Raw genomic sequence first — 22,697 nt, 5'->3', positions numbered from 1 at the left:
AAAACCGCTCTGCATTAGTCGCTCGTTAGGAGAATCTTGCAGAGGCAGGCATAGGCGCCACTTCCGGCAGCTTTACTGATGGCCCTTGTCTTGTAAGGATTTTTCGGACTTCATGCGTCCGAGACTTCCACGTCTGGAGCCGTGCGAGCCCAGGAATGTCGTCTGCGGCCGCATGTCTCGTTGAAAGGACTTGGAAAGGAAATAAGGTTACGCCCGTCGGGCCGTAGTGTGGCTTGATTGAGGCGCTTGCGTTTTGGGGGGCGTCTTCACATTGCTTCGGGCGCGCGCTGGGGCGCGTTCATCAGCAAGGATGAATGTATGGCGATCTCGAGTCTCTCCGTCGGGCAGATTACGGCTCTCTCGGTCACCGCGATCCAGGGCCTGTCCACTACGGACATCCAGTCCCTCAACGGATCACAGATCGCCGCTATCAGCGCGACCGGCATCGGCGCGCTCGCGGACACCCAGGTCGCCGCGCTCAGCGCGACCCAGGTCAAGGCGCTCACCACGACGCAGATCCCGAAGTTCGCCACTTCGGTGACCTTCGACGTCACCCAGCTGACCCAGCTTTCGACCAACCAGGTTTCCGCGCTCACCTCGACCCAGCTGGCGTCGCTGGACACCTCGCACATCGCCGTCCTCAGCTCGACCCAGATCGGCGCTTTGTCGGCCACCAATTTCTCGGGGCTGGACTCCACCCAGGTCGGCCAGCTCAACGAGACCCAGGTCAAGGGCCTGACCGTCGCCCAGGTGAAGGGTCTTTCGGTCACCGACATCGGCGAGATGTCGGGCACCCAGATTTCTTATCTCTCGACCGATCGCCTGACCGCGCTTTCGGCCACCAATATTTCGGCGATGGACGGGACCCAGATCTCGGTCCTCAGCACCAACCAGATCGCGTCGCTGACCACCAGCCAGATCAATGGCCTGAACGCGACCGACGTCGGCGAGCTATCGGCGGCCCAGGTCGGCGCCCTGACGACCCAGCAGATCGCCTCGCTGAAGCCCGCCACCTTCTCGGCTCTGGACACCACCCAGGTGGCCGGCCTGTCGGCCAATCAGATCAAGGCCGTCACCGCCGACCAGGTCAAGGCGCTGAACGCCACCGACATCGGTGAATTCACCACGGGCCAGATCGGCTCGCTGACCACCGCGCAGGTCGCGCTGCTGGCCACGACCCAGGCCTCCGCCCTGGCCACGACCCAGGTCGCCGCCCTGGCCACGACCCAGGTCGCGGCCCTGACGACCTCGGCCTTCAAGGCGCTGGACGCCACCCAGGTCGGCTCGTTGAACGAGACCCAGATCAAGGCGGTGACCACCCAGCAGCTGGGGGCGCTGGACGCCACCAATGTCAGCGAGCTGGCCAACACCCAGGTGGGCGCGCTGAGCGCCACCCAACTGGGCTCGCTCACCACGAGCGCCTTCTCGGGCCTGGACCTGACCCAGGTGGCGGCGCTCTCGACCGACCAGGTCAAGGGCATCACCGTCAGCCAGCTGAAGGCGCTGACGACGACCGACATCGGCGAGCTGGCGGCGACCCAGATCGGCGCGCTGAGCACGACCCAGCTCTCCAACGTCACGACCGGCAACATCTCGGCGCTGGACGAGACCCAGGTCGCCGGCCTGACGGCGGCCCAGATCAAGGGCCTGACCACCCAGCAGGTGGCCGGCCTGAGCGTGACCGACATCGGCGAACTGGCCGATACCCAGGTCGCCGCCCTGACCGTTGACCAGATCAAGAACCTCACGACCGCCAGCGTCTCGGCGCTGAGCACCACTCAGGTCGCGCTGCTGGCCACCACCCAGATGGCGGCCCTGACGGTCGCCCAGGTGAAGGCGCTGAACGCCACGGACATCGGCGAGCTGTCGGCGGCCCAGGTGGGCGCGATGACGACCTCGCAGATCGCCGCCCTGGCCGGTACGCAGGTCAATGCGCTGTCGGCGACCCAGATCGGCGGCCTGACCTCGAGCCAGGTGGGCGCGATCACCACGACCAACCTCGTGGTCATGGACGCGACCCAGATGGGTTCGCTGAGCGCGCTGCAGCTGAAGGGCATGACGACCCAGCAGCTGGCCGCGCTGACGACCACCAACATCGGCAATCTGGCCGACACCCAGGTGGGCGCGCTGTCGGCCGCCCAGGTGGGCGCGATCAACACCGCCAGCTTCTCGTCGCTGAACGCGACGCAGGTCGCGGCCCTGACGACCGATCAGCTGAAGGGCGTGACCGCCAGCCAGATCAAGGGCCTGACGACGACCGACGTCGGCGAGCTGTCGACCACCCAGATCGCCTCGCTGTCGACCGCGCAGATGAGCGCGATGACGACGGGCAGCCTGTCGGCGCTGGACGCCACCCAGATGGCGGCCCTGACGACCGCCCAGATCAAGGGCCTGACGACCAGCCAGCTGCAGGGTCTGTCGACCACCGACATCGGTGAGCTGACGACGACCCAGATCGGCGCCCTGACCGCCGACCAGATCAAGACGCTCTCGACGAGCAACATCTCGGCCCTGGCCGACACCCAGGTCGCGGTCCTGACGGCCACCCAGATCAAGGGGCTGACGACCGCCCAGATCGGCGCGCTGAACGCAACCGACGTCGGCGAACTGGCCGACACCCAGGTCCAGGCGCTGGCGAACTCGCAGTTGGCGGCGCTGAGCCAGACCGCGGTGAAGAGCCTGTCGGTCACCCAGATCGGCGGCCTCAGCGCCAGCCAGGTGGGCGCGTTCTCGGCCAGCAACTTCTCCGCGATGGACGCGACCCAGGTCGGCGCCCTGAGCGCGGCCCAGATCAAGGGCCTGACCGTCGACCAGGTTAAGGGCCTGAACGCGACCGACGTCGCCGAACTGGCCACGACCCAGGTCGCGGCCCTGGGCGCGACGCAGCTGGCGGCTCTGACCACCGGGGCCTTCACGGCCCTGGACGGCACCCAGATGGCGGCGCTGACCGAGACTCAGATGAAGAGTCTCACGACCAGCCAGCTGCGCGCCATGTCGGCGACGGACATCGGCGAGCTCGCCGATACGCAGGTGAAGGCGCTGACGACCGCTCAGGTGTCGCAGCTGACCGACACCGGCTTCGCGGCGCTGAACGCGACGCAGGTCGCGGCGCTGGAAACGACGCAAATCAAGGCCCTGACGGCCACCCAGCTGAAGAACCTGTCGACCACCGACATCGGCGAGTTCACCTCGACCCAGATCGGTTCGCTGACCGTCGACCAGATCAAGAGCCTGTCGGCCGCCAGCATCTCGGCCATGGACTCCACCCAGGTGTCGGCGCTGGTCAACACCCAGCTGCAGGCGCTGAACGCCACCCAGCTGAAGAGCCTGACGACCACCGACATCGACGAGCTGTCCTCGGCCCAGATCGGCGCGTTGACGGCCGCCCAGATCACCGGCCTGGCCTCGACCCAGGTGCAGGAGCTGTCGACCACCCAGATCGGCGGTCTGACCTCGACCCAGCTTGGCGCGATCACCTCGACCAACCTGACGCTGATGGACGGGACCCAGTTGGGCTCGCTGACGGCGGGGCAGCTCAAGGGCCTGACCACCCAGCAGGCGGCCGCCCTGACGACCACCAATGTCAGCGCCCTCGCTGACACCCAGATCCAGGGCCTGTCCGGCGCCCAGGTCGCCGCCCTGTCGACCGGCAGCTTCTTGGCCCTGAACGCCACCCAGGTGGCGGCGCTGAACGAAACCCAGGTCAAGGCCATCACGGTCAGCCAGATCAAGGCGCTGACCGCCACCGACGTCGGTGAGCTGACGACGACGCAGGTCTCCCAGCTGACGACCTCGCAGATCGCGGCCCTGACGACGAGCAGCTTCTCGGCGCTGGACGCCACCCAGTTCAGCGCGCTGACGACCAGCCAGCTGAAGGGCGTGACGCTGGATCAGGTGAAGAACCTGAGCACGACGGACGTCGCCGAGCTGACCACGACCCAGATCGGCGGCTTGAGCGTCGACCAGATCAAGAGCCTGACGCCGGCGAACCTGTCGGCGCTGGACGCGACCCAGACGGCGGCCCTGACGGTCACCCAGATGAAGGGCCTGACGACCAGCCAGCTGGGCGGTCTGTCGACCACCGACATCAGCGAACTTGCCGATACCCAGGTTGGCGCGCTCTCGAGCGTCCAGATCGCCGCGCTGAACGTCAATGACCTGACCACGACCCAGATCCAGGGCCTCAGCACCACGCTGATCGGCGCTCTGGGCGCGACCAAGTTCGCGGCCTGGGACGCCACCCAGGTGGGCGCGCTGGCCACGACCCAGATGAAGGGCCTGACGACCAGCCAGCTCAGCGCCCTGAGCGCGACGGACGTCGGCGAACTGGCCGACACCCAGGTGGCCGCCCTGGCGGGCACCCAGCTGGCCGCTCTGTCGACGGCCGGCTTCTCGGCCCTGAGCGCCACCCAGGTGGCGACCTTGAACGAGACCCAGATCAAGTCGATCACGGCCAGCCAGCTCAAGGCGCTGACCACGACCGACATCGGTGAGCTGACGACGACCCAGGTCTCGCAGCTGACTACCTCGCAGATCGCGTCCCTGACCGACACGGCCTTCGCGGCCCTGGACGCCACCCAAGTGGCGTCGCTGACCGTGACCCAGATGAAGGCCGTCACGGCGACGCAGCTCAAGAACCTGAGTGCGACCGACATCGGTGAGCTGGCGACGACCCAGGTCGCGGCCCTGAGCGCCGATCAGATCAAGAGCCTGTCGGCGGCCAGCGTCTCGGCCCTGGCCGACACCCAGGTCGCGGCCCTGGCCAACACCCAGATCCAGGCGCTCTCGGCGACCCAGCTGAAGGGCTTGTCGGTTACCGACATCGACGAACTGAGCTCGGCCCAGGTCGGCGCGCTGTCGGTCCTGCAGATCGGCTCGCTGGCCGGCACCCAGGTGCAGGAACTGTCGACGACCCAGATCGGCGGGCTTTCGGCCGCCCAGGTGGGCGCGCTCTCGACCACCAACGTTCAGCTGCTGAACGACACCCAGATCGGCGCCCTGACGACGGCTCAGCTCAAGGGGCTGACGTCCCAGCAGGCGGCCGCGCTGACCAGCACCAACGTCGCCGCCCTGGCGGATACCCAGGTGCAGGCGCTGTCGACCGCGCAGATCGGCGCCCTGACGACGACCAGCTTCTCGGCTCTGAACGGGACCCAGGTCGCCGCGCTCTCGGCCGACCAGGTCAAGGGCATCACGGCGACCCAGCTGAAGAACATGTCGACGACGGATGTCGGCGATCTGGCGACCACTCAGCTCCAGGCGCTGTCGACCTCGCAGATCGCCGCTCTGACGACGAGCAGCTTCTCGGCCCTGGACGCCACCCAGTTCGGCTCGCTGACCGCTACCCAGATCAAGGGCATTACGGTCGACCAGCTGAAGAACCTGACGACCACCGACATCGGTGAGTTGGCGACCACGCAGATCCAGGCCCTGAGCTCCAGCCAGTTGGCCGCCCTGACGACCGGCAATCTGTCGGCGCTGGACGCGACCCAGATGGCCTCGCTGACGGTCACCCAGGTGAAGGGTCTGTCGAACGCTCAGATCCAAAGCCTGAACACGACCGACATCGGCGAACTGGTCGACACCCAGATCGCGGCCCTGAGCGCCGGTCAGGTCACCGCCCTGGCCACGACCCAGGCCGCGCAGCTCTCGACGACGCAGATCGGCTCCCTGGCCTCGACCCAGATCGCGGGCCTGACGACCTCGGCCCTTCAGGCCCTGGACGCAACCCAGATGGGGTCGCTGACGGCCAACCAGCTGAAGGGTCTGACGACCCAGCAGGTCGGCGCGCTGCGCGCCACGGATGTCGCCGAACTGGCCAATACCCAGGTCGCCGCACTGAGCGCCACCCAGCTGTCGGCGCTGACGACCACGGCCTTCTCGGCCCTGGACGGCACGCAGATGGCGGCGCTCAACGAGTCGCAGATCAAGGGTCTCACCACCCTGCAGGTCAAAAACCTGACGACGACCGACATCGCCGAGCTGGCCGACACCCAGGTCAAGGCCCTGACCGGCACGCAGCTGTCGGCCCTGAGCACGGGCAGCTTCTCGGCGTTGGACGCCACGCAGGTCGCGGCGCTCACGGTCACTCAGATCAAGAGCATCGCCACCAGCCAGATCGCGGCCCTGAACGCGACGGATGTGGGCGAGTTCACGACGACCCAGATCGCGGCCCTGACCGTCGACCAGATCAAGAACCTGTCGGCGGCCAGTGTCTCGGCCCTGGCCGACACCCAGGTTGCTGTCCTGGCCAACACCCAGATCCAGGCGCTCTCGGCCTCGCAACTCAAGGGTCTGTCGGTCAGCGACATCGATGAGCTGTCGTCGACCCAGATCGGCGCACTCTCGAACCTGCAGGTCGGGGCCCTGGCCCTGACCCAGCTGCAAGAGCTGTCGACCACCCAGATCGGCGGCCTGACCACGGGCCAGATCTCGGCGATCTCGTCGACGAACTTCAACCAGTTGAACGACACCCAGATCGCCGCCCTGAGCGCTGATCAGGTCAAGGGTCTGACGACCAGCCAGATGGCCGGCCTGAACGCGACCAGCATCGCGGCCATGGCCGACACCCAGGTCCAGGCCCTGACCTCGACCCAGCTGGCGGGCATGACCTCCGGCGGCTTCTCGAGCCTGAACAGCACCCAGGTGGCTGTGCTGACCGCGACGCAGCTGAAGGGCCTGACGACCGCCCACATGAAGGGCCTGACGACCACCGACATCGGCGAGCTGGCGGATACCCAGATCCAGGCGCTGTCGGCGGCTCAGATCGGCGCGATGACGACCAGCGCTTTCTCGGCGATGGACGCCACCCAGATGGCGGGGCTGAACGCCACGCAGATCAAGGGCATCACCGTCGATCAGATCAAGAACCTGACGACGACCGATATCGGCGAGCTGACGACCGGGATGATCCAGTCCCTGGCCACCAGCCAGCTGGTCGCGCTGACGACCACCAACCTGTCGGCGATGGACGCGACCCAGATGGGCTCGCTGACCTCGACCCACATCAAGGCGCTCACGGGCGACCAGGTGAAGGGTCTGTCGACGACCGACATCGGCGAACTGACCACGGCCCAGATCGGCGCGCTGAACACCGCCCAGGTGGTTCTGCTCAGCGCGGCCCAGGCGGGCGAGCTGTCGGTGACCCAGATCGGCGCCATGGCCACGACCCAGGTCGCGGCGATGACCACGACGACGTTCTCGAGCCTGGCCGACACCCAGGTGGCGGCTCTGAGCGAGACCCAGGTCAAGGCCATCACCACGACCCAGCTCGGGGCGATGAACGCCACCGACGTCGGTCAGTTCGTCGGCACCCAGATCGGCGCGCTGAGCACCCAGCAACTGCAGTCGATCTCGTCGGCCAACATCTCGGCCCTCGACGCCACCCAGACCGCGTCGCTCACCACGGCGCAGATCAAGGGTCTGACGGCGTCGCAGCTGAAGGGTCTGACGGCGACCGACGTGGCCGACCTGGCCGGCACGCAACTGGCCTCGCTGGCCACCACCCAGGTGGCCCAGCTGTCGACCGACGTGATCGCGGCGCTGACCACCACCCAGGTCGGTCAGCTGGAAGTCAGCCAACTGCCGGGTCTGACCGCCACCCAGCTGGACTTCCTGTCGACGACCAACATCGAAGCGATGACGCCGACCCAGGCCAACGCCCTGACGCAGAGCCAGGTGCAAAGCCTGAGCGACGCCCAGATCGTCTCGTACCTGAACGCGACCTAGTAACGGCCGCCGCTCGCGCCCACCGGCGCGGGCGGCGAACCCTCTCTCGGCCATTGGTCGAGCCCCCAGCCCCATGCCATGATCGCGCTGCGCCGACTCGCGCGTCGCCTTTGCGCGCGCCTGTCCCTCGCCGCTTATCGGTATCAGGAAGACAATGGCCGACGTCGATACGCTGGATCTGCTCAGCAAGCTTACCGCCGAGGGTTGCTCGCTCGGTGAAGTGATCACCATAGCCGCCCGCTTCGGGACAGGGGGGCAACCCGCCCTGGCCGACCAGGCCTATAAGATCTGGATCCGCTTCAATCCCGAGCATCCGCAGCTGTGCGTGGCGCTGTTCAATCGGTCGATCCTGCAATCGGCCCTGGGCGACAACATCGGCGCGGCGGCCTCGCTGGAGCAGGCGATCGCGCTGAACGCTGACTTCATGCCCGCCTATGTCAATCTGGGCGGCCTGCAGGAGCGGGCGGGCCTGCACGAGATGGCCGTGGCCACCTGGGAGACCGGAGCCAACCGCAGCGTCGTTCCCAGCGGCATGGGCGTGAACTACGCCTTCACCTGCCTCAAGCAGATCGCCCGCCTGCTGGGCGACATCTCGCAGCCCGCGCGGGCCGAGCTGGCCCTGCTGCGCGCCGCCGACCTCGACCCCACCGCCGAGGAGGTGATCGGCCAACTGGTCGCCACTCGTCTGGCCCAATGCAAGTGGCCGGCCCTGCAGCCGACCGAGCGCCTGAGCCGGGAGACTCTGCTGCGCGGCGTCAATCCGCTGTCGATCTCGGCCTATAGCGACGACCCGCTGCTGCTGCTGGCGGCCGGCAACCACTTCATCGAGCGCGAGTCCAAGACCACGCCCGAACAGATCCGCGCCGACCGCCGCGACGCCCCGATCGACATCAAGGGCCGTCGCCCGCGCATCGGCTACATCTCGTCGGACCTGCGCGACCACGCCGTCGGTTATCTGATGGCCGAGCTGTTCGAGGTGCACGACAAGTCGAAGGTCGAGGTCTTCGCCTACTACTGCGGGCCGGAGTCCAGCGACGGCCTGAACACCCGCATTCGCGCCGCGGCCGAGCACTTCACCGACATTCGTCCGATGTCGGACGATGAAGCCGCCCAGCGCATCGTCGATGACCAGATCGACATCCTGGTCGACGTCAACGGCCACACGCGCGACGCCCGCACGGCCGTCTTCGCCCGCCGTCCGGCCCCGATCCTGGTCAATTGGCTGGGCTATCCGGGCACGATGGGCAGCGACTACCACCACTACATCGTCGCCGATCCGTGGATCATCCCGCCGGAGATGGAGCTCTACTACTCCGAGGCTGTCCGTCGGATCCCCTGCTACCAGCCCAACGACCGCCGCCGGAAGGTCAACGACGTCGCGCCGACGCGGACCGAGGCCGGCCTGCCCGAGGACGCTTTCGTGTTCTGCTGCTTCAATGGCACGCAGAAGATCACGCCCTTCGTCTTCGACCGCTGGATGGAGATCCTCAAGCGCACGCCCGGCAGCGTGCTGTGGTTGCTGGACAACAATCCCGAGACCAACGGCCGCCTGCGCGACGCGGCCGAGGCGCGGGGCGTGGATCGCACCCGCCTGGTCTTCGCCCAGAAGCTGCAGAACGCCTTCCACCTGGCGCGCTACCGCCTGGCGGACCTGTTCCTGGACACCACGCCCTACGGCGCCCACACCACGGCCTCGGACGCGCTGTGGATGGCCGTGCCGGTGCTGACCTGGTCGGGCAAGAGCTTCGCCTCGCGCGTCTGCGGCAGCCTGGTGCGCAGCGCCGGCCTGCCCGAGCTGGTCGTCGACAGCGCCCAGGCCTATGTCGACAAGGCCGTCGAACTGGGGGCCAACCCCGAGAAGGCCCGCGCTCTGCGCGCCCAGCTCGAGGCCACCCGCGACACCTGCGTGCTGTTCGACATGGACCTGCTGGCCGGCAAGCTGGAAGAGCTCTACGGCGAGATGATCGCCGAGTATCAGGCCGGCAATCGCCCGCAGCCGAACCTGGCCAACCTGCGCACCTATCTGGAGATCGGCCTGGCCCTGGATCGCGACGATCGCGAGATGCAGGCCGAGCCCGACCTGCACGCCCTCTATCGCCACGAACTGGCTCGTCGCCACAGCGTCAAGGCCATCCCCGCCGACGGCCGGCTGTGGGAGGACGCAGGCTCGTGAGCCGCGAGCCGCTGGAGGCTCCGGTCGAGGTCACCCCGGGGATGGACGCGCTGTTCGCGCCCGGCGTCGCCCGACCGGCGCAGTTCAGCCGCCTGGCGGTGCTGAACGCCCTGAACGGGCTGATCGACTACCTGCGTCGCCGCAAGGCCGCCGATCCCGGCTTCCGCGTGCTGGTGATCGGCGGCGGCCCGCCGGGGTGGCCGAGCGACCTGTGCGACGCGACCCTTGGCGGGGCGGTGGGCGCGTTCACCGGCGACCTTTCCGATCCCGACATCTATCGCGCCCTGCTGGCCCAGGTCGCCCGCGAGGGCCGCTTCGACTATGTCGTGGCGCTGCATGTCATGCAGATGCTGGCCCGGCCCTCGACGCTGCTCGAGCGCCTGCCGCTGCTGGCCGAGGCGGGCTGGATCACCATGCCGTCACGCTATCTGGAGATGCTGAAGGTCGAGGGACCACATCGCGGCTTCGCCCATCACCGCTGGGGCGTCGACCATCTGGATGGCGTGCTGACGCTGGCGCCCAAGGCCCCACAGGTCGAGCACCTGGTTTTCCCCGGCGAGACCGTCTGGGAGCAGGCCCAGGACCGCTTCGAGCTGCAGGTCGGCTGGCGTGGCGCCTTGCGCTTCGAGATCCTGGGCGGGGAGGGCGCTTCGCTGCCGCGCGCCATGATGCAGGCCCTGCTGGGCCGCTTCTTCGAGGGTGTCGAGGTGACCAGCGCCGCGCCCCAGAGCTCGCCGCCGTCGTCGAAGGTCGATATCGAAGGGCAGTTAGTCCAGGCCCTGGCCCAGGCCCGCGACCACGGGAAACTGCATCCGCTGGGCCGGATGAAATACTACCACGACGCCACCAGCCTGATCCTGTGCGAGCACCCGACGCGCCAGCGCCTGGACCTGTTCGAGCTGATCCTGGCCGAGGCGGCGGCCATGGACGTGGACTCGCCGGGCGAGGAATGGGTCGGCTGGATCCACCACTACAGCGCGGTGATGGACGCCCTGACTGGCGCCGATCTGGACGGCCCGACGCCGCCCGCGCCGGACGATGGTCCGCAGACCTTCCTGACTGGCGACGGCAAGACACTGGACGCCGAGGGGCTCAAGGCCCACGCCGACGCCCTGGGGGCCCGGGTGGTGTTCTTCGCCGCCGCCGACGAGCGGTATGTCGAGCTCTATGCCCGCTGGCTGACCCTGTCGGTGATCAAGCACGGCGACGTGCCGTTCCTGGTGGTGATCCACGTGATCGGCGGCGCGGGGCGTCTGGCCCAGGCGGCCGCGACGGTTCGGATAGACGACCCGCGACTGGTCTTCACCGGCGACGACTTCGACGCCGCCAAGGTGACGATCAAGTGCTACGAGGCCCCGCCCAAGGGCCTGATCGAGATTCCCGTCGCCCACTACCAGTCGGTGCGCTTCCAGCGCCTGGGCGGCCTACTGGACCTGCTGCAACGGCCGGTGTTCGTCTCGGACATCGACCTGCTGCTGCAGCGCGGCGTCGCCGACCTTCTGCAGCAGTGGGCCGACGCCGATCTCGTGATCAACGAGAACGAGCGCAACATGCAGGCCGGCTCGCGGATCACCGCCAATCTGGTGCTGGCGCGTCCGACCGAGGCGACCTCGGTGCTGTTGCGCTGGCTGCGGACCTATCTGGACGCCCGGCTGTCGCGCGCGGTCGTCACCCGCTGGATCGACCAGGTCGCCCTGAACCTGGCCCGCGCCCACCTGGCGATCCATCTGCCCGGGGCCAAGGTCGGGGCTTTCGACACCAACACCGACATCAACAACGTGATGTTCAAGGAATACGTGCCCGGCCACCCGTTCCGGTTCCTATCGCTGTATCACGGCTTCGATACGTCGACGCTGGAGGAGTAGGGCGGGTCAGAAGCCGGCGCGGGCCTTTATCAGCACCGCGCCGCCGCTCGTGGCCCACAGCTCGGCACCGTCGTCGGTCAGCCGGCCGTGGGCGGTGATCGTCTCGCCGGCGAAGGCGGGCTTCAGGGCGCGGAACGAGAAGCGCGAGATCGGCCGTGCGGGCATGGCCTCCAGCAGCAGCAAAGCGATCAGCGGGCCGTGGACGACGAGGCCCGCGTAACCCTCGATGTCGGTCGCATAGGCCTGGTCGTAGTGGATGCGGTGGCTGTTCGAGGTCGCCGCCGAGAAGGCGAACAGCAGCACAGGATCGGTGGGGGTTTCGTGGGACCACTCGGCCTGCGGAAGCTCGTCATCGGGCGTACGCGGCGCGGGCGGAGTAGCGGCGTAGACGATCGTCTGGCGCTCAGTGACGCAGACCTTGCCGGCCTGACTGAACGCTCGGTCGACGGTGACGAAGGTTAGCGGGCCGCTCGCGCCCGGCTTTTCTTCGACGTTGGCGATGGCCTCGACGAGCTCGGTCTCGAGGCCGGGGTGCAGCGGTTTTGTAAACCGAAGGTCAGCCGCAGCGAACATCCGACGGGGAGCTTCGATCGCCGGCAGGAACAGGCCGCGCCTCTGATGACCGTCGGCGCCGAGGTCAGCGCGCGGGACAGGCTCGGCGAGGCAGGCCCAGTGCCAGGCGGGCGGGACTTCGGTCGGCGTGGGGCGGTCGAGCACCGCCGCCAGGCGCGTCAGGTCCGAACCCGCCAGGACCGCCGTCCGCCGCCGCTGCATCAGTACGACCGGGGCAGGCCGAGCACGTGCTCGGCGACATAGGCCAGGATCAGATTCGTCGAGATCGGCGCCACCTGGTAGAGGCGCGTCTCGCGGAATTTGCGCTCGATGTCGTACTCCTCGGCGAAGCCGAAGCCGCCGTGGGTCTGCAGGCACATGTCGGCCGCCGCCCACGAGGCCTCCGAGGCCAGCATCTTGCCGATATTGGCCTGCTCGCCGCACGGCTGCCCGGCGTCGTAGCGCGCGGCCGCATCATAGATCGTCAGGCGCGCGGCGTGGGCCTGGGCGTAGGCGCGGGCGATCGGGAACTGCACGCCCTGGTTCTGGCCGATTGGCCGGCCGAATACGACGCGGCTGTTGGCGTAGTCACGGGCCTTGCCGATCAGCCAGGCGGCGTCACCCAGGCACTCGGCCCCGATCAGGATCCGCTCGGCGTTCATGCCGTCCAGGATGTAGCGGAAGCCCTTGCCTTCCTCGCCGATCAGGCTGTCGGCGGGAATGACGAGGTTGTCGAAGAAGACCTCGGTCGTGGCGTGGTTCAGCATGGTGGCGATCGGCTTGATCGTCAGGCCGTTGCCCTTCGCCTCGCGCATGTCGACCAGGAAGACCGACAGGCCTTCGCTCTTGCGGGCGACCTGGTCCTTGGACGTGGTGCGGGCCAGCAGAACCATCAGGTCGGAGTGCTCGGCGCGGCTGGTCCAGACCTTCTGGCCGTTGATGACATAGGTGTCGCCCTCGCGCCGGGCGAAGGTCGAGATCGAGGTGGTGTCGGTGCCGGCCGTAGGCTCGGTGACGCCGAAGGCCTGGAGGCGGATAGAGCCATCGGCGATCCGGGGCAGCCAAGTCTCTTTCTGCGCGATAGAGCCGTGCCTCAGGACCGTGCCCATGGTGTACATCTGGGCGTGAAGGGCCGCGGCGTTGCCGCCGCTGGCGTGAACCTCTTCCAGGATCGCCGCCGCTGCCGTCAGGCCAAGACCGCCGCCGCCGTACTCTTCCGGGATCAGCACGCCCAGCAGGCCGGCCTTGGTCATCGCGGCCACGAAGTCGGTCGGATAGGCCTTCTCGCGGTCCAGAGCGCGCCAGTAGGGCGGCGGGAAGTCGCGGCACAGGGCCCGCACCGTCTGTCGCAGGGCCTCGATCAGTTCGGCGTCCACTAGACGCGCTCGAACGACAGCGCCGCGCCCTGGCCGACGCCGATGCAGAGGGTGGCGAGGCCGCGCTTGCCGCCAGTGGCTTCCAGCTGGCGCAGGGCCGTCAGCACCAGCCGCGCGCCGGACGCGCCGAGCGGGTGGCCCAGGGCGATGGCGCCGCCGTTGGCGTTCACATGCGCGCCGTCGTCGGGCAGGCCGAGCTGGCGCAGGACCGCCAGGCCCTGGGCGGCGAAGGCCTCGTTCAGTTCGACCGTGTCGAAGTCACCGATGGCGAGGCCGGTCTTGGCCAGCAGCTTACGGACCGCCGGGACCGGGCCGATGCCCATCACGCGCGGCGCGACGCCGGCGGTGGCATAGCCGGTGATCCTTGCGCGAGGCGTCAAGCCGTGCCGCTTCACGGCGTCCTCGGAGGCGACGATCATGGCCACCGCACCGTCATTGACGCCCGACGCGTTGCCCGCTGTCACCGTGCCGCCTTCGCGGACGACGGGTTTCAGCTTGGCGAGCGCTTCGAGGGTGGTCTCGCGCGGATGTTCGTCACGGTCGACGATCGTAGGGCCGGCCTTGCCAGGGATCTCGACCGGGGTGATCTCACCGGCCAGGAAGCCGCTCGCCTGGGCGGCCGCCGCCCGCTGCTGGCTGCGCAGGGCGAAGGCGTCTTGGTCCTCGCGGTTGACGCCATAGTCGGCGGCGACGTTCTCGGCGGTCTCGGGCATTGAGTCGACGCCGTACAGCTGGCGCATCGCCGGATTGATGAACCGCCAGCCGATCGTGGTGTCGTAGATCTCGGCGTTGCGGGCGAAGGCGCTGTCGGCCTTGGGCATCACGAACGGCGCGCGGCTCATGCTCTCGACGCCGCCGGCGATGACCAGGTCGTTGTGGCCGGAAAGGATGGCGCGGGCGGCATAGCCGACGGCCTCCAGGCCCGAGGCGCACAGGCGGTTGACCGTCACGCCCGGAACCTCGACCGGATAGCCAGCCAGCAGCAGGCCCATGCGCGCGACGTTGCGGTTGTCCTCGCCAGCCTGGTTGGCGCAGCCCAGCACCACCTCGTCGATGGCGGAGAGATCGAGGCCGGCGTTGCGCGCCGCCAGGGCCTTCAGCGGGATCGCCGCCAGGTCGTCTGCGCGGACCTTGGATAGCGCGCCGCCATAGCGGCCGATCGGCGTGCGGATCCCGTCACAGAGATAGGCGGTCGTCATGCGAAGGCTCCCGGATCGTCGCGCTCAAACAAGTGTTAGAGTCGCGCGGCCGGGGCCTCAACTAGTTTTCAGCGCCAGCCGCCGCCCAGGGCCTGGACCAGCGCCACCGCCGTCGTCTGGCGCGACACCGCCGTGGTCACCAGCGTCCGCCGCGCCGACAAGGCCGAGGCTTGGGCTGCGACGACGTCCGTGTAGGCGACCTGGCCGGCCTTGTACTGGTTCAGCAGCATCTGCTCGGTCTGGTCGGCCGCCTGGGAGGCGGTCAGTTGCAGGGCGTACTGACGTTCCAGGGTGCGGGCGGCGGTCAGCTGGTTTTCGACGTCCTCGAAGGCCTGCAGGGCCGTCTGGCGGTAGTTGGCGGCCGTCTGGTCATAGGCGGCGCGGCTCTGGGCGACCTGGGCGCGGCGAGCGCCGGCGTCGAACAGGGTCTGGGCGGCGGTCAGGCCCAGCGACCAGGTGTTGGCCGTGGTCGCGAACAGGTCGCCCAGCCGGCTGGCGGTCGAGCGACCGTCGGCGCTGAGGTTGAAGGTCGGGAAGAAGGCGGCGCGGGCCACGCCGATGTCGGCATTGGCGGCGGCCACGCGGCGCTCGGCGGCGGCGACGTCGGGACGGCGCTCCAGCAGGGCCGAGGGCACGCCGACCGGGATCTCGGGCACGACCGGTTGCCAATTGGCAACTGCCGCCAGGCGGAAGCCGCTGGCCGGCTCGCCGACTAGAACGGCGATGGCGTTCTCGAAGGCTGTGCGGTCCTGGACCAAGCCCTCCAGCGTCGACTGGGCGTTGGCCAGCTGGCTCTGGGCCTGCAGCACGTCCGACTTGGGCGCGATGGCGGCGTTGTAGCGGTTGGTGGTGATCTGCAGGCTGCGCTGGTAGCCCTCGACCGTGGACTGGACCATGGCGATCTCGGCGTCGGCGCGGCGCAGGCCCAGATAGCTGGTCGCCAGTTCGCCTTGCGCGGAGAGACGGGCGGCGGCGAGGTCAGCCTCGCTGGCGTCGGCCGAGGCCTTGGCCCCGCTGATGCCGGCGCGGATACGGCCCCAGACGTCGGGCTCCCAGCTGGCGCCAATGCCGACCTGATAGCGCTGGGTGTCGCCGGCGCTGGTGGCGCCACCGGCCGACGTTGTGGTCTTGGTGCCGCCGCCGCCGGACTTGGTGGCCGAGCCCGACAGGTCGATACTGGGGAACAGGCCGGCGCGCTGCTCGCGAACGAGCGCTCTGGCCTGGCGATAGGCGGCCTCGGCGGCGGCGATGGTCTGGTTGTCCACCTTCACCCGCTCGGCCAGGGCGTTCAGCTGCGGATCGCCGAGCAGCGTCCACCAGTCGCCGCGATCCAGGTGGTCGGACGGCGTAGCGGTCTTCCAGCCCTCCATGGCCTTGAACTGGGCCGGCGGGGCGGATTTCAGGGCGGGCGTCTCGTAGGCCGGCGTCATCGAGCAGGCGCCGAGGGCGAGCAGCGAGGCCGCGCCGATCAGATGGAGAAAGCGGGTCATCGAGCGGGTTCCGGCGCGTGGTGGGTCAGATGCCGCTCGTCCTTGTCGCGCGCCTTGCCGCGCAGACGGTCGAGATAGACATAGACCACGGGGGTGGTGATCAGGGTCAGGAGCTGGCTGGCGATCAGGCCGCCGATGATGGCCACGCCCAGCGGGCGGCGCAGCTCGGCGCCTTCGCCGAAACCGATGGCCAGGGGCAGGGCGCCCAGGGCTGCGGCCAGGGTGGTCATCAGGATCGGGCGGAAGCGCAACAGGCTGGCTTCGCGCGCGGCTTCCTGGGCGGTCAGGCCTCGGCTGCGCTGGGCGTCCAGGGCGAAGTCGATGATCAGGATGGCGTTCTTCTTGACGATGCCCAGCAGCAGGAAGACCCCGATCAAGGCGATGATCGAGAACTCCATCTTGAAGATCAGCAGGGCGATAACCGCGCCGACGCCAGCGGCGGGCAGGGTGGACAGCACCGTGATCGGGTGGACGTAGCTCTCGTAGAGAATGCCCAGCACGATGTAGATCGCCACGATCGCGGCCAGGATCAGCAGCGGCTGCTGCTTCATCTGGTCGTTGGCCTGGCGGGCCTGGCCCTGGAAGCTGCCGCGCACGCTGGTGGGCATGCCGATCTCGGCCTCGGCCGCGGCGACGGCGGCCTGGGCGTCGCTGAGCGACTTGCCCTCGGCCAGGTTGAACGAGACCGTCGTGGCCAGCTCGCCGTTCTGGTGGTTGACCGAGGTCGGGGTGGCGTTCTGTGAGACGCTGGCGATGGCCGATAGCGGCGTCATGGCCGTGGCGGCGGTGTTGAGGGCCGAGCCGGTCGACTGGTCACGCAAGGCTGGATTGACGCTGGGACCGGTCGCCGTCGCCGTTCCCGAGGGGCGGGTCGGCACGTGGACGTCGTTCAGCGCCTCGGGACCCTGGGCGAACTTCTGCTGCCACTCCAGGATCACGGCGTACTGGTTGACGTCCTCGTAGATGGTCGCGACCTGGCGCTGGCCGAAGGCGTTGTACAGCGCGTTGTCGACCGCGCGCGGCGTGATTCCCAGGCGCGAGGCGCTGTCGCGGTCGATGGTCACCAAGGTCTCGACGCCGTTCTCCTGCTGGTCGGAGTCGACGTCGGTCAACACGTCGTCATGGCCCTTCATGGCCTCGGCCAGCTTGCCGGACCATTCCTTGAGGGCGGCGCTCGAGTCGCTGGTCAGGGTGTACTGGTAGGTCGAGTTGCTCTGCCGGCCGCCCATGCGCAGGTCCTGCACCGGGTTCAGGAAGACGTTGAGGCCGGTCACCTTCTGCAGCTGCGGCCGCAGGCGCGCGATGACGTCCGAGCCCTTCTCCTTGCGCTCGCCGATCGGCTTGAGGTTCACGAACAGGAAGCCGCCGCCGGCCCGGCCGCCGCCAGTGAAGCCGACCACGGTGTCGACCGCGGGGTCCTTGTCGATGATGCCGACCACCTGGCGCAGCTTCTTCTGCATGGCCTGGGACGAGACCGACTGGTCGGCGCGGATGCCGGCGTTCAGCTGGCCGCTGTCCTGCTGCGGGAAGAAGCCCTTGGGCACGGCGATGTAGAGCCAGGCGGTCATGGCGATGACGGCGACCAGGATCAGGATGACCAGCGGCTTGGCGGCCAGGGCCCAGTCCAGGCTGTGCTCGTACATCTTGTGCACGCGGTCGAAGGCGCGCTCGAAGAAGCGGGCCAGGCGGCCTTCCTTCTCCTTCTTCTCGGGACGTAGCAGGTAGGCGCACATCATCGGCGTGGTGGTCAGGCTGATGACCAGCGAGATCAGCACTGCCGCCGACAGGGTGACGGCGAACTCGCGGAACAGCCGCCCAACCTGGCCGCCCATGAAGAGGAGGGGGATGAAGACGGCGACCAGCGAGATGCTGATCGACAGCACCGTGAAGCCCACTTCCCGCGCGCCCAGCAGGGCGGCCTCGAAGCGGTCCATGCCCTTCTCGATGTGGCGGGCGGTGTTCTCCAGCACGACGATAGCGTCGTCGACCACGAAGCCGGTCGCGACCGTGATGGCCATCAGGCTGAGGTTGTTGAGCGAGAAGCCCAGCAGGTACATGACCCCGAACGTTCCCAGCAGCGAGACAATGGTCGCCGCCGCCGGGATGAAGGTCGCCCGCGCGCTGCGCAGGAAGACGCTGACCACCACGATGACCAGGACGATGGAGATCAGCAGGGTGATCTCGATCTCGTGCAGCGAGGCGCGGATCGAGTTGGTGCGGTCGCTGGCGACGTCGACCGTGATGTCGCTGGGCAACTGGGCGCGCAGCTCGGGCAGGGCGTCGCGGACGCTGTCGACCGTCTGGATGATGTTGGCGCCGGGCTGGGCGGTGATCAGCACGATGATGGCCGGCTTGCCGTTGAAGAGGCCTAGCGTGCGAGTGTCGGCGACGCTGTCGGTGACGGTCGCCACGTCGGACAGGCGGATCGCCGCGCCGCCGCGCCAGGCGACGACCAGGCCGGCATAGTCGGCGGCCTTGCGGCCCGCGCCGGTGGTGTAGATCTGGTAGCGCTGGCCGTTGCCCTCCAGCGCGCCCTTGGGGCGGTTGGCGTTGGCCGACTGGATCGCCGCGCGGACGTCTTCCATGGCCACGCCGTACTGGTTCAGCAGGAAGGGGTTGGCCGAGATCCGCACGGCCGGCAGCGAGCCGCCGCCGATCTCGACATCGCCGACGCCGGTCACCTGGGCGATGCGCTGGGCGACGATGTTGGAAACCGCGTCGTAGATCTGGCCGGGCGTCTTGGTGTTGGAGGTCAGGGCCAGGATGATCACCGGCGCGTCCGACGGGTTCATCTTGCGATAGGTCGGATTGCTGCGCAGCGTCGCCGGCAGGTCTGCGCGGGCGGCGTTGATCGCGGCCTGCACCTCGCGCGCGGCGCCGTCGATCTTGCGGTTCAGGTCGAACTGCAAGGTGACCCGGCTGGAGCCCGTCGAACTCTGCGAGGTCATTTCGTTGACGCCGGAGATCGTGCCCAGGCGGCGTTCCAGCGGCGTGGCGACGCTGGAGGCCATGGTCTCGGGACTGGCGCCCGACAGGTTGGCCGAGACCGAGATGGTCGGGAAGTCCACCTGCGGCAGGGGCGAGACCGGCAGCACGAAGAAGGCGAAGATGCCCGCCAGCGCCACGCCGATGGTCAGCAGGATAGTGGCGACCGGCCGCCGGATGAAGGGTCCCGACAGGTTCACGACGGCGCCCCCGGGATCGGGTCCGGATCGATGCGGTCGGGATGCGGGCCCTCTTCGCGGCGCTCGCGCTTGGCGGTCGGGGCCAGACGGTCGAAGGCCAGATAGACGACCGGGGTCGTGAAGATGGTCAGCAGTTGGCTGAGCAGCAGGCCACCGAAGATGGCGATGCCCAGCGGCCGGCGCAGCTCAGCGCCTTCGCCAAAGCCCAGCATCAAGGGCACGGCCGCGAACAGGGCCGCCAAGGTGGTCATCAAGATCGGCCGGAAGCGCAGCACGGCGGCCTGGAAGATGGCGTCGTGCGGGCTCTTGCCTTGCTCGCGCTCGGCGTCGATGGCGAAGTCGATCATCATGATCGCGTTCTTCTTGACGATGCCGATCAGCAGGATGATGCCGATGATCCCGATGACGCCCAGGTCGTTGCCGGTGATCCACAGGGCCAGCAGGGCGCCCACGCCCGCAGAGGGCAGGGTCGACAGGATGGTCAGCGGGTGAACGTAGCTCTCATAGAGCACGCCCAGCACGATGTAGACGCAGACTACGGCCGCCAGGATCAGCCACAGCTGATTGGACAGCGAGTTCTGATAGGCCCCCGCCGCGCCCAGGAAGGTGTGGGTGACGGCCACCGGCATGTCGATCGCCTTCATCGCCTTGCGGATCTCGTCGACCGCGTGGCCCAACGAGACGCCGGGGGCGGTGTCGAAGCCGATCGTCGTGGCCGGGAACTGGGCGACGTGGGTGACCTGCAGCGGCGAGGCTTGCGTCTTGATCGTCGAGAACGCCGACAGCGGGGCAGGAGACCCGCCGCCGGTCTTGAGGTTCAGGTTACCCAAGGTGGTCGGGTCGGTCAGGACGCCGGGCTTGGCCTCAAGGATCACCCGGTACTGGTTGGTCTCTGTGAAGATGGTCGAGACGATCCGCTGGCCGAAGGCGCTGTAGAGCGCATCGTCGACGTCCGAGGCGGTGATGGAAAGACGCGCGGCGGTGTCGCGGTCGATATCGACATAGGCCGCCTGGCCGGTGGCCGAGGCATCGCTGTAGACGTTGCGGACGGCCTTCACATGCGCCAGCTCGGCGGTCAGCTTGCCGGCCCATTCCTTGATCGTGGCGGTGTCGGCGCCTTCCAGCGACAGGCGGTACTGGGTGGGGCCCGTCTCGGCGTCGATGGTCAGGTCCTGGGTGGGCTGCAGGTACAGCGTCACACCCGGCACCTCGGCCACGCGCTGGCGCAGCCGCTGCATGATCTTCTCCTGCGAGCCCGAGCGGTCGGGCTTGAGGTTGATCTGCATCTGGCCGGTGTGGAGCATGGCGTTGTTGGCGCCGTCGACGCCGATGAACGAGGCGACGTTCTCGACCGCCGGGTCGTCCATGATCGCCTCGGCCGCCTGCTGCTGCAGGGCCGCCATGCGGTCGTACGAGACCGACTGGGACATCTCGGTGCGAGCTTGCAGCTGGCCGGTGTCCTGGGTCGGGAACAGGCCCTTGGGGATGACCATATAGAGCAGGCCGGTCAGCACCAGGGTCAGCACAGCGACGACCAGGGTGGCCTTCTGGCGCAGCAGCACCCAGGCCAGGGCCTTCTCGTAGCGGGCCTCGACCTTTTCGAAGAGGTCCTGGCTTTTCTTGGCGATCCCCTTGGGGTTCTGGCCTTCGTGCGGCTTCAGCCAGCGGGCCGACAGCATCGGCGTCAGGGTCAGCGAGACCACGGCCGAGATCAGGATGGTGATGGCCAGGCTGATGGCGAATTCGCGGAACAGGCGGCCGACGACGTCGCCCATGAACAGCAGCGGGATCAGCACGGCGATCAGCGAGATGGTCAGCGAGATGATCGTGAAGCCGATTTCGCGCGCGCCTCTCAGCGCCGCCGCCATGGGCTTTTCGCCCTTCTCGAGGTGGCGGGTGATGTTCTCGATCATCACGATGGCGTCGTCGACGACGAAGCCGGTGGCGATGGTCAGGGCCATCAGGCTGAGATTGTTCAGCGAGAAGCCCATCAGGTACATCACCCCGCACGAGCCGATCAGTGAGATCGGCACGGCCAGGCTGGCGATCACCGTCGCGCGCAGGCTGTGCAGGAAGAAGAAGATCACCAGCACCACCAGCGCGACGGCCAGCAGCAGCTCCATCTCGACATGGTGCACCGAGGCGCGGATGCCGGTGGTGCGGTCGGCCAGGACGCGGACGTCCAGGGTGGCGGGCAGGCCGGCTTGCAGCTCCGGCAGCTTGGCCTTGATGGCGTCGACGGTCTTGATGACGTTGGCGCCGGGCTGGCGCTGGACATTGACGATGATGGCCGGGGTCTTGCCGGCCCAGGCGCCCAGGCGGGTGTTCTCGGCGCTCTCGACGACCTGGGCGATGTCCGACAGGCGGATCGGCGCGCCGTCCTTGTAGCTGACGATCAGGTTCTTGTAGTCGTCAACGGACAGCAACTGGTCGTTGGCGTTGATCGTATAGCTGCGGGTCGGGCCGTCGAAGCTGCCCTTGGCGCTGTTGGCGTTGCTGGCGCTGATCGCGGTCTGCACGTCCGACAGGGTCAGGCCGTAGCTGGCCATGGCTTGCGTGTCGGCCTGGATGCGCATGGCGGGGCGCTGGCCGCCGGAGAGCGACACGAGGCCGACGCCCGAGACCTGGCTGATCTTCTGCGCCAGGCGGGTGTTGACCAGGTTCTGCACCTCGGTCAGCGGCAGGGTGTCTGACGTGATGGCCAGGGTCAGCACCGGCGCGTCGGCCGGATTGACCTTGGCGTAGACCGGCGGGGCGGGCAGGTCGGCCGGCAGCAGCGAGCCGCTGGCGTTGATGGCGGCCTGCACCTCCTGCTCGGCGACGTCGAGGGTCTCACCCAGATTGAACTGCAGGGTGACGATCGAGGCGCCGGCCGTACTGACCGAGCTCATCCGGGCCAGGCCCGACATCTCGCCCAGCTGGCGTTCCAGCGGGGCGGTGACGGTCTGGCTCATGACCTCGGGGCTGGCCCCGGGGTACAGGGTCTGGACCTGAATGGTGGGGTAGTCGACCTGGGGCAGGGCCGACAGCGGCAGCAGCCGGAAGCCGACCAAGCCAGCCAGGACGATGGCCGCCATGAACAGGGCCGTGGCGACCGGCCGCTGGATGAAGGGACGCGAGGGGTTCATC

9 protein-coding genes are annotated in these 22,697 nt (G+C 68.4%); 3 read left to right on the top strand and 6 right to left on the bottom strand.

Annotated elements, in window-relative coordinates; all coding sequences use genetic code 11:
- The first annotated feature begins 318 nt into the window (after positions 1-318).
- From AC1RR5_RS19280 to AC1RR5_RS19270, 3 genes are all read left to right on the top strand, one after another.
- Positions 319-7,728, top strand: coding sequence for a beta strand repeat-containing protein (locus AC1RR5_RS19280; protein ID WP_492924007.1), 7,410 nt, complete (start codon positions 319-321; stop codon positions 7,726-7,728).
- A gap of 154 nt (positions 7,729-7,882) precedes the next feature.
- Entirely contained in the window at positions 7,883-9,901 is a 2,019-nt protein-coding gene (locus AC1RR5_RS19275; RefSeq protein WP_492924005.1) for an O-linked N-acetylglucosamine transferase, SPINDLY family protein, read from the top strand.
- Positions 9,898-11,766: an FkbM family methyltransferase gene (locus AC1RR5_RS19270; protein WP_492924003.1), complete on the top strand. Its 1,869-nt coding sequence runs from the start codon at positions 9,898-9,900 to the stop codon at positions 11,764-11,766. Before AC1RR5_RS19275 ends, AC1RR5_RS19270 begins: the two co-directional genes overlap by 4 nt.
- A 6-nt stretch (positions 11,767-11,772) precedes the next feature.
- On the opposite strand, the gene AC1RR5_RS19265 is transcribed toward AC1RR5_RS19270, so the two are convergent.
- The 6 genes from AC1RR5_RS19265 to AC1RR5_RS19240 form a co-directional block, all read right to left on the bottom strand.
- Positions 11,773-12,540, bottom strand: coding sequence for an HTD2 family dehydratase (locus AC1RR5_RS19265; protein ID WP_492924001.1), 768 nt, complete (start codon positions 12,538-12,540; stop codon positions 11,773-11,775).
- Positions 12,540-13,742, bottom strand: coding sequence for an acyl-CoA dehydrogenase family protein (locus AC1RR5_RS19260; RefSeq protein WP_492924115.1), 1,203 nt, complete (start codon positions 13,740-13,742; stop codon positions 12,540-12,542). The genes AC1RR5_RS19265 and AC1RR5_RS19260 overlap by 1 nt, the downstream gene beginning before the upstream one ends.
- Entirely contained in the window at positions 13,694-14,893 is a 1,200-nt protein-coding gene (gene pcaF, locus AC1RR5_RS19255; RefSeq protein ID WP_492923999.1) for a 3-oxoadipyl-CoA thiolase, read from the bottom strand. The genes AC1RR5_RS19260 and pcaF overlap by 49 nt, the downstream gene beginning before the upstream one ends.
- A gap of 68 nt (positions 14,894-14,961) precedes the next feature.
- A complete protein-coding gene (locus AC1RR5_RS19250; protein WP_492923997.1) occupies positions 14,962-16,383 on the bottom strand; it encodes an efflux transporter outer membrane subunit in 1,422 nt (473 codons plus the stop codon).
- On the bottom strand, positions 16,380-19,568 hold the full coding sequence (locus AC1RR5_RS19245; RefSeq protein WP_492923995.1) for an efflux RND transporter permease subunit: 3,189 nt from the start codon (positions 19,566-19,568) through the stop codon (positions 16,380-16,382). The genes AC1RR5_RS19250 and AC1RR5_RS19245 overlap by 4 nt, the downstream gene beginning before the upstream one ends.
- On the bottom strand, positions 19,565-22,696 hold the full coding sequence (locus AC1RR5_RS19240) for a multidrug efflux RND transporter permease subunit (protein WP_492923993.1): 3,132 nt from the start codon (positions 22,694-22,696) through the stop codon (positions 19,565-19,567). Before AC1RR5_RS19240 ends, AC1RR5_RS19245 begins: the two co-directional genes overlap by 4 nt.
- Position 22,697: the final 1 nt, after the last annotated feature.

The organism is Caulobacter sp. GW821-FHT11E11 (assembly GCF_058808315.1).
Note: the sequence above shows the minus strand (reverse complement) of the source record. Positions and strands in the feature narration are given on the sequence as shown.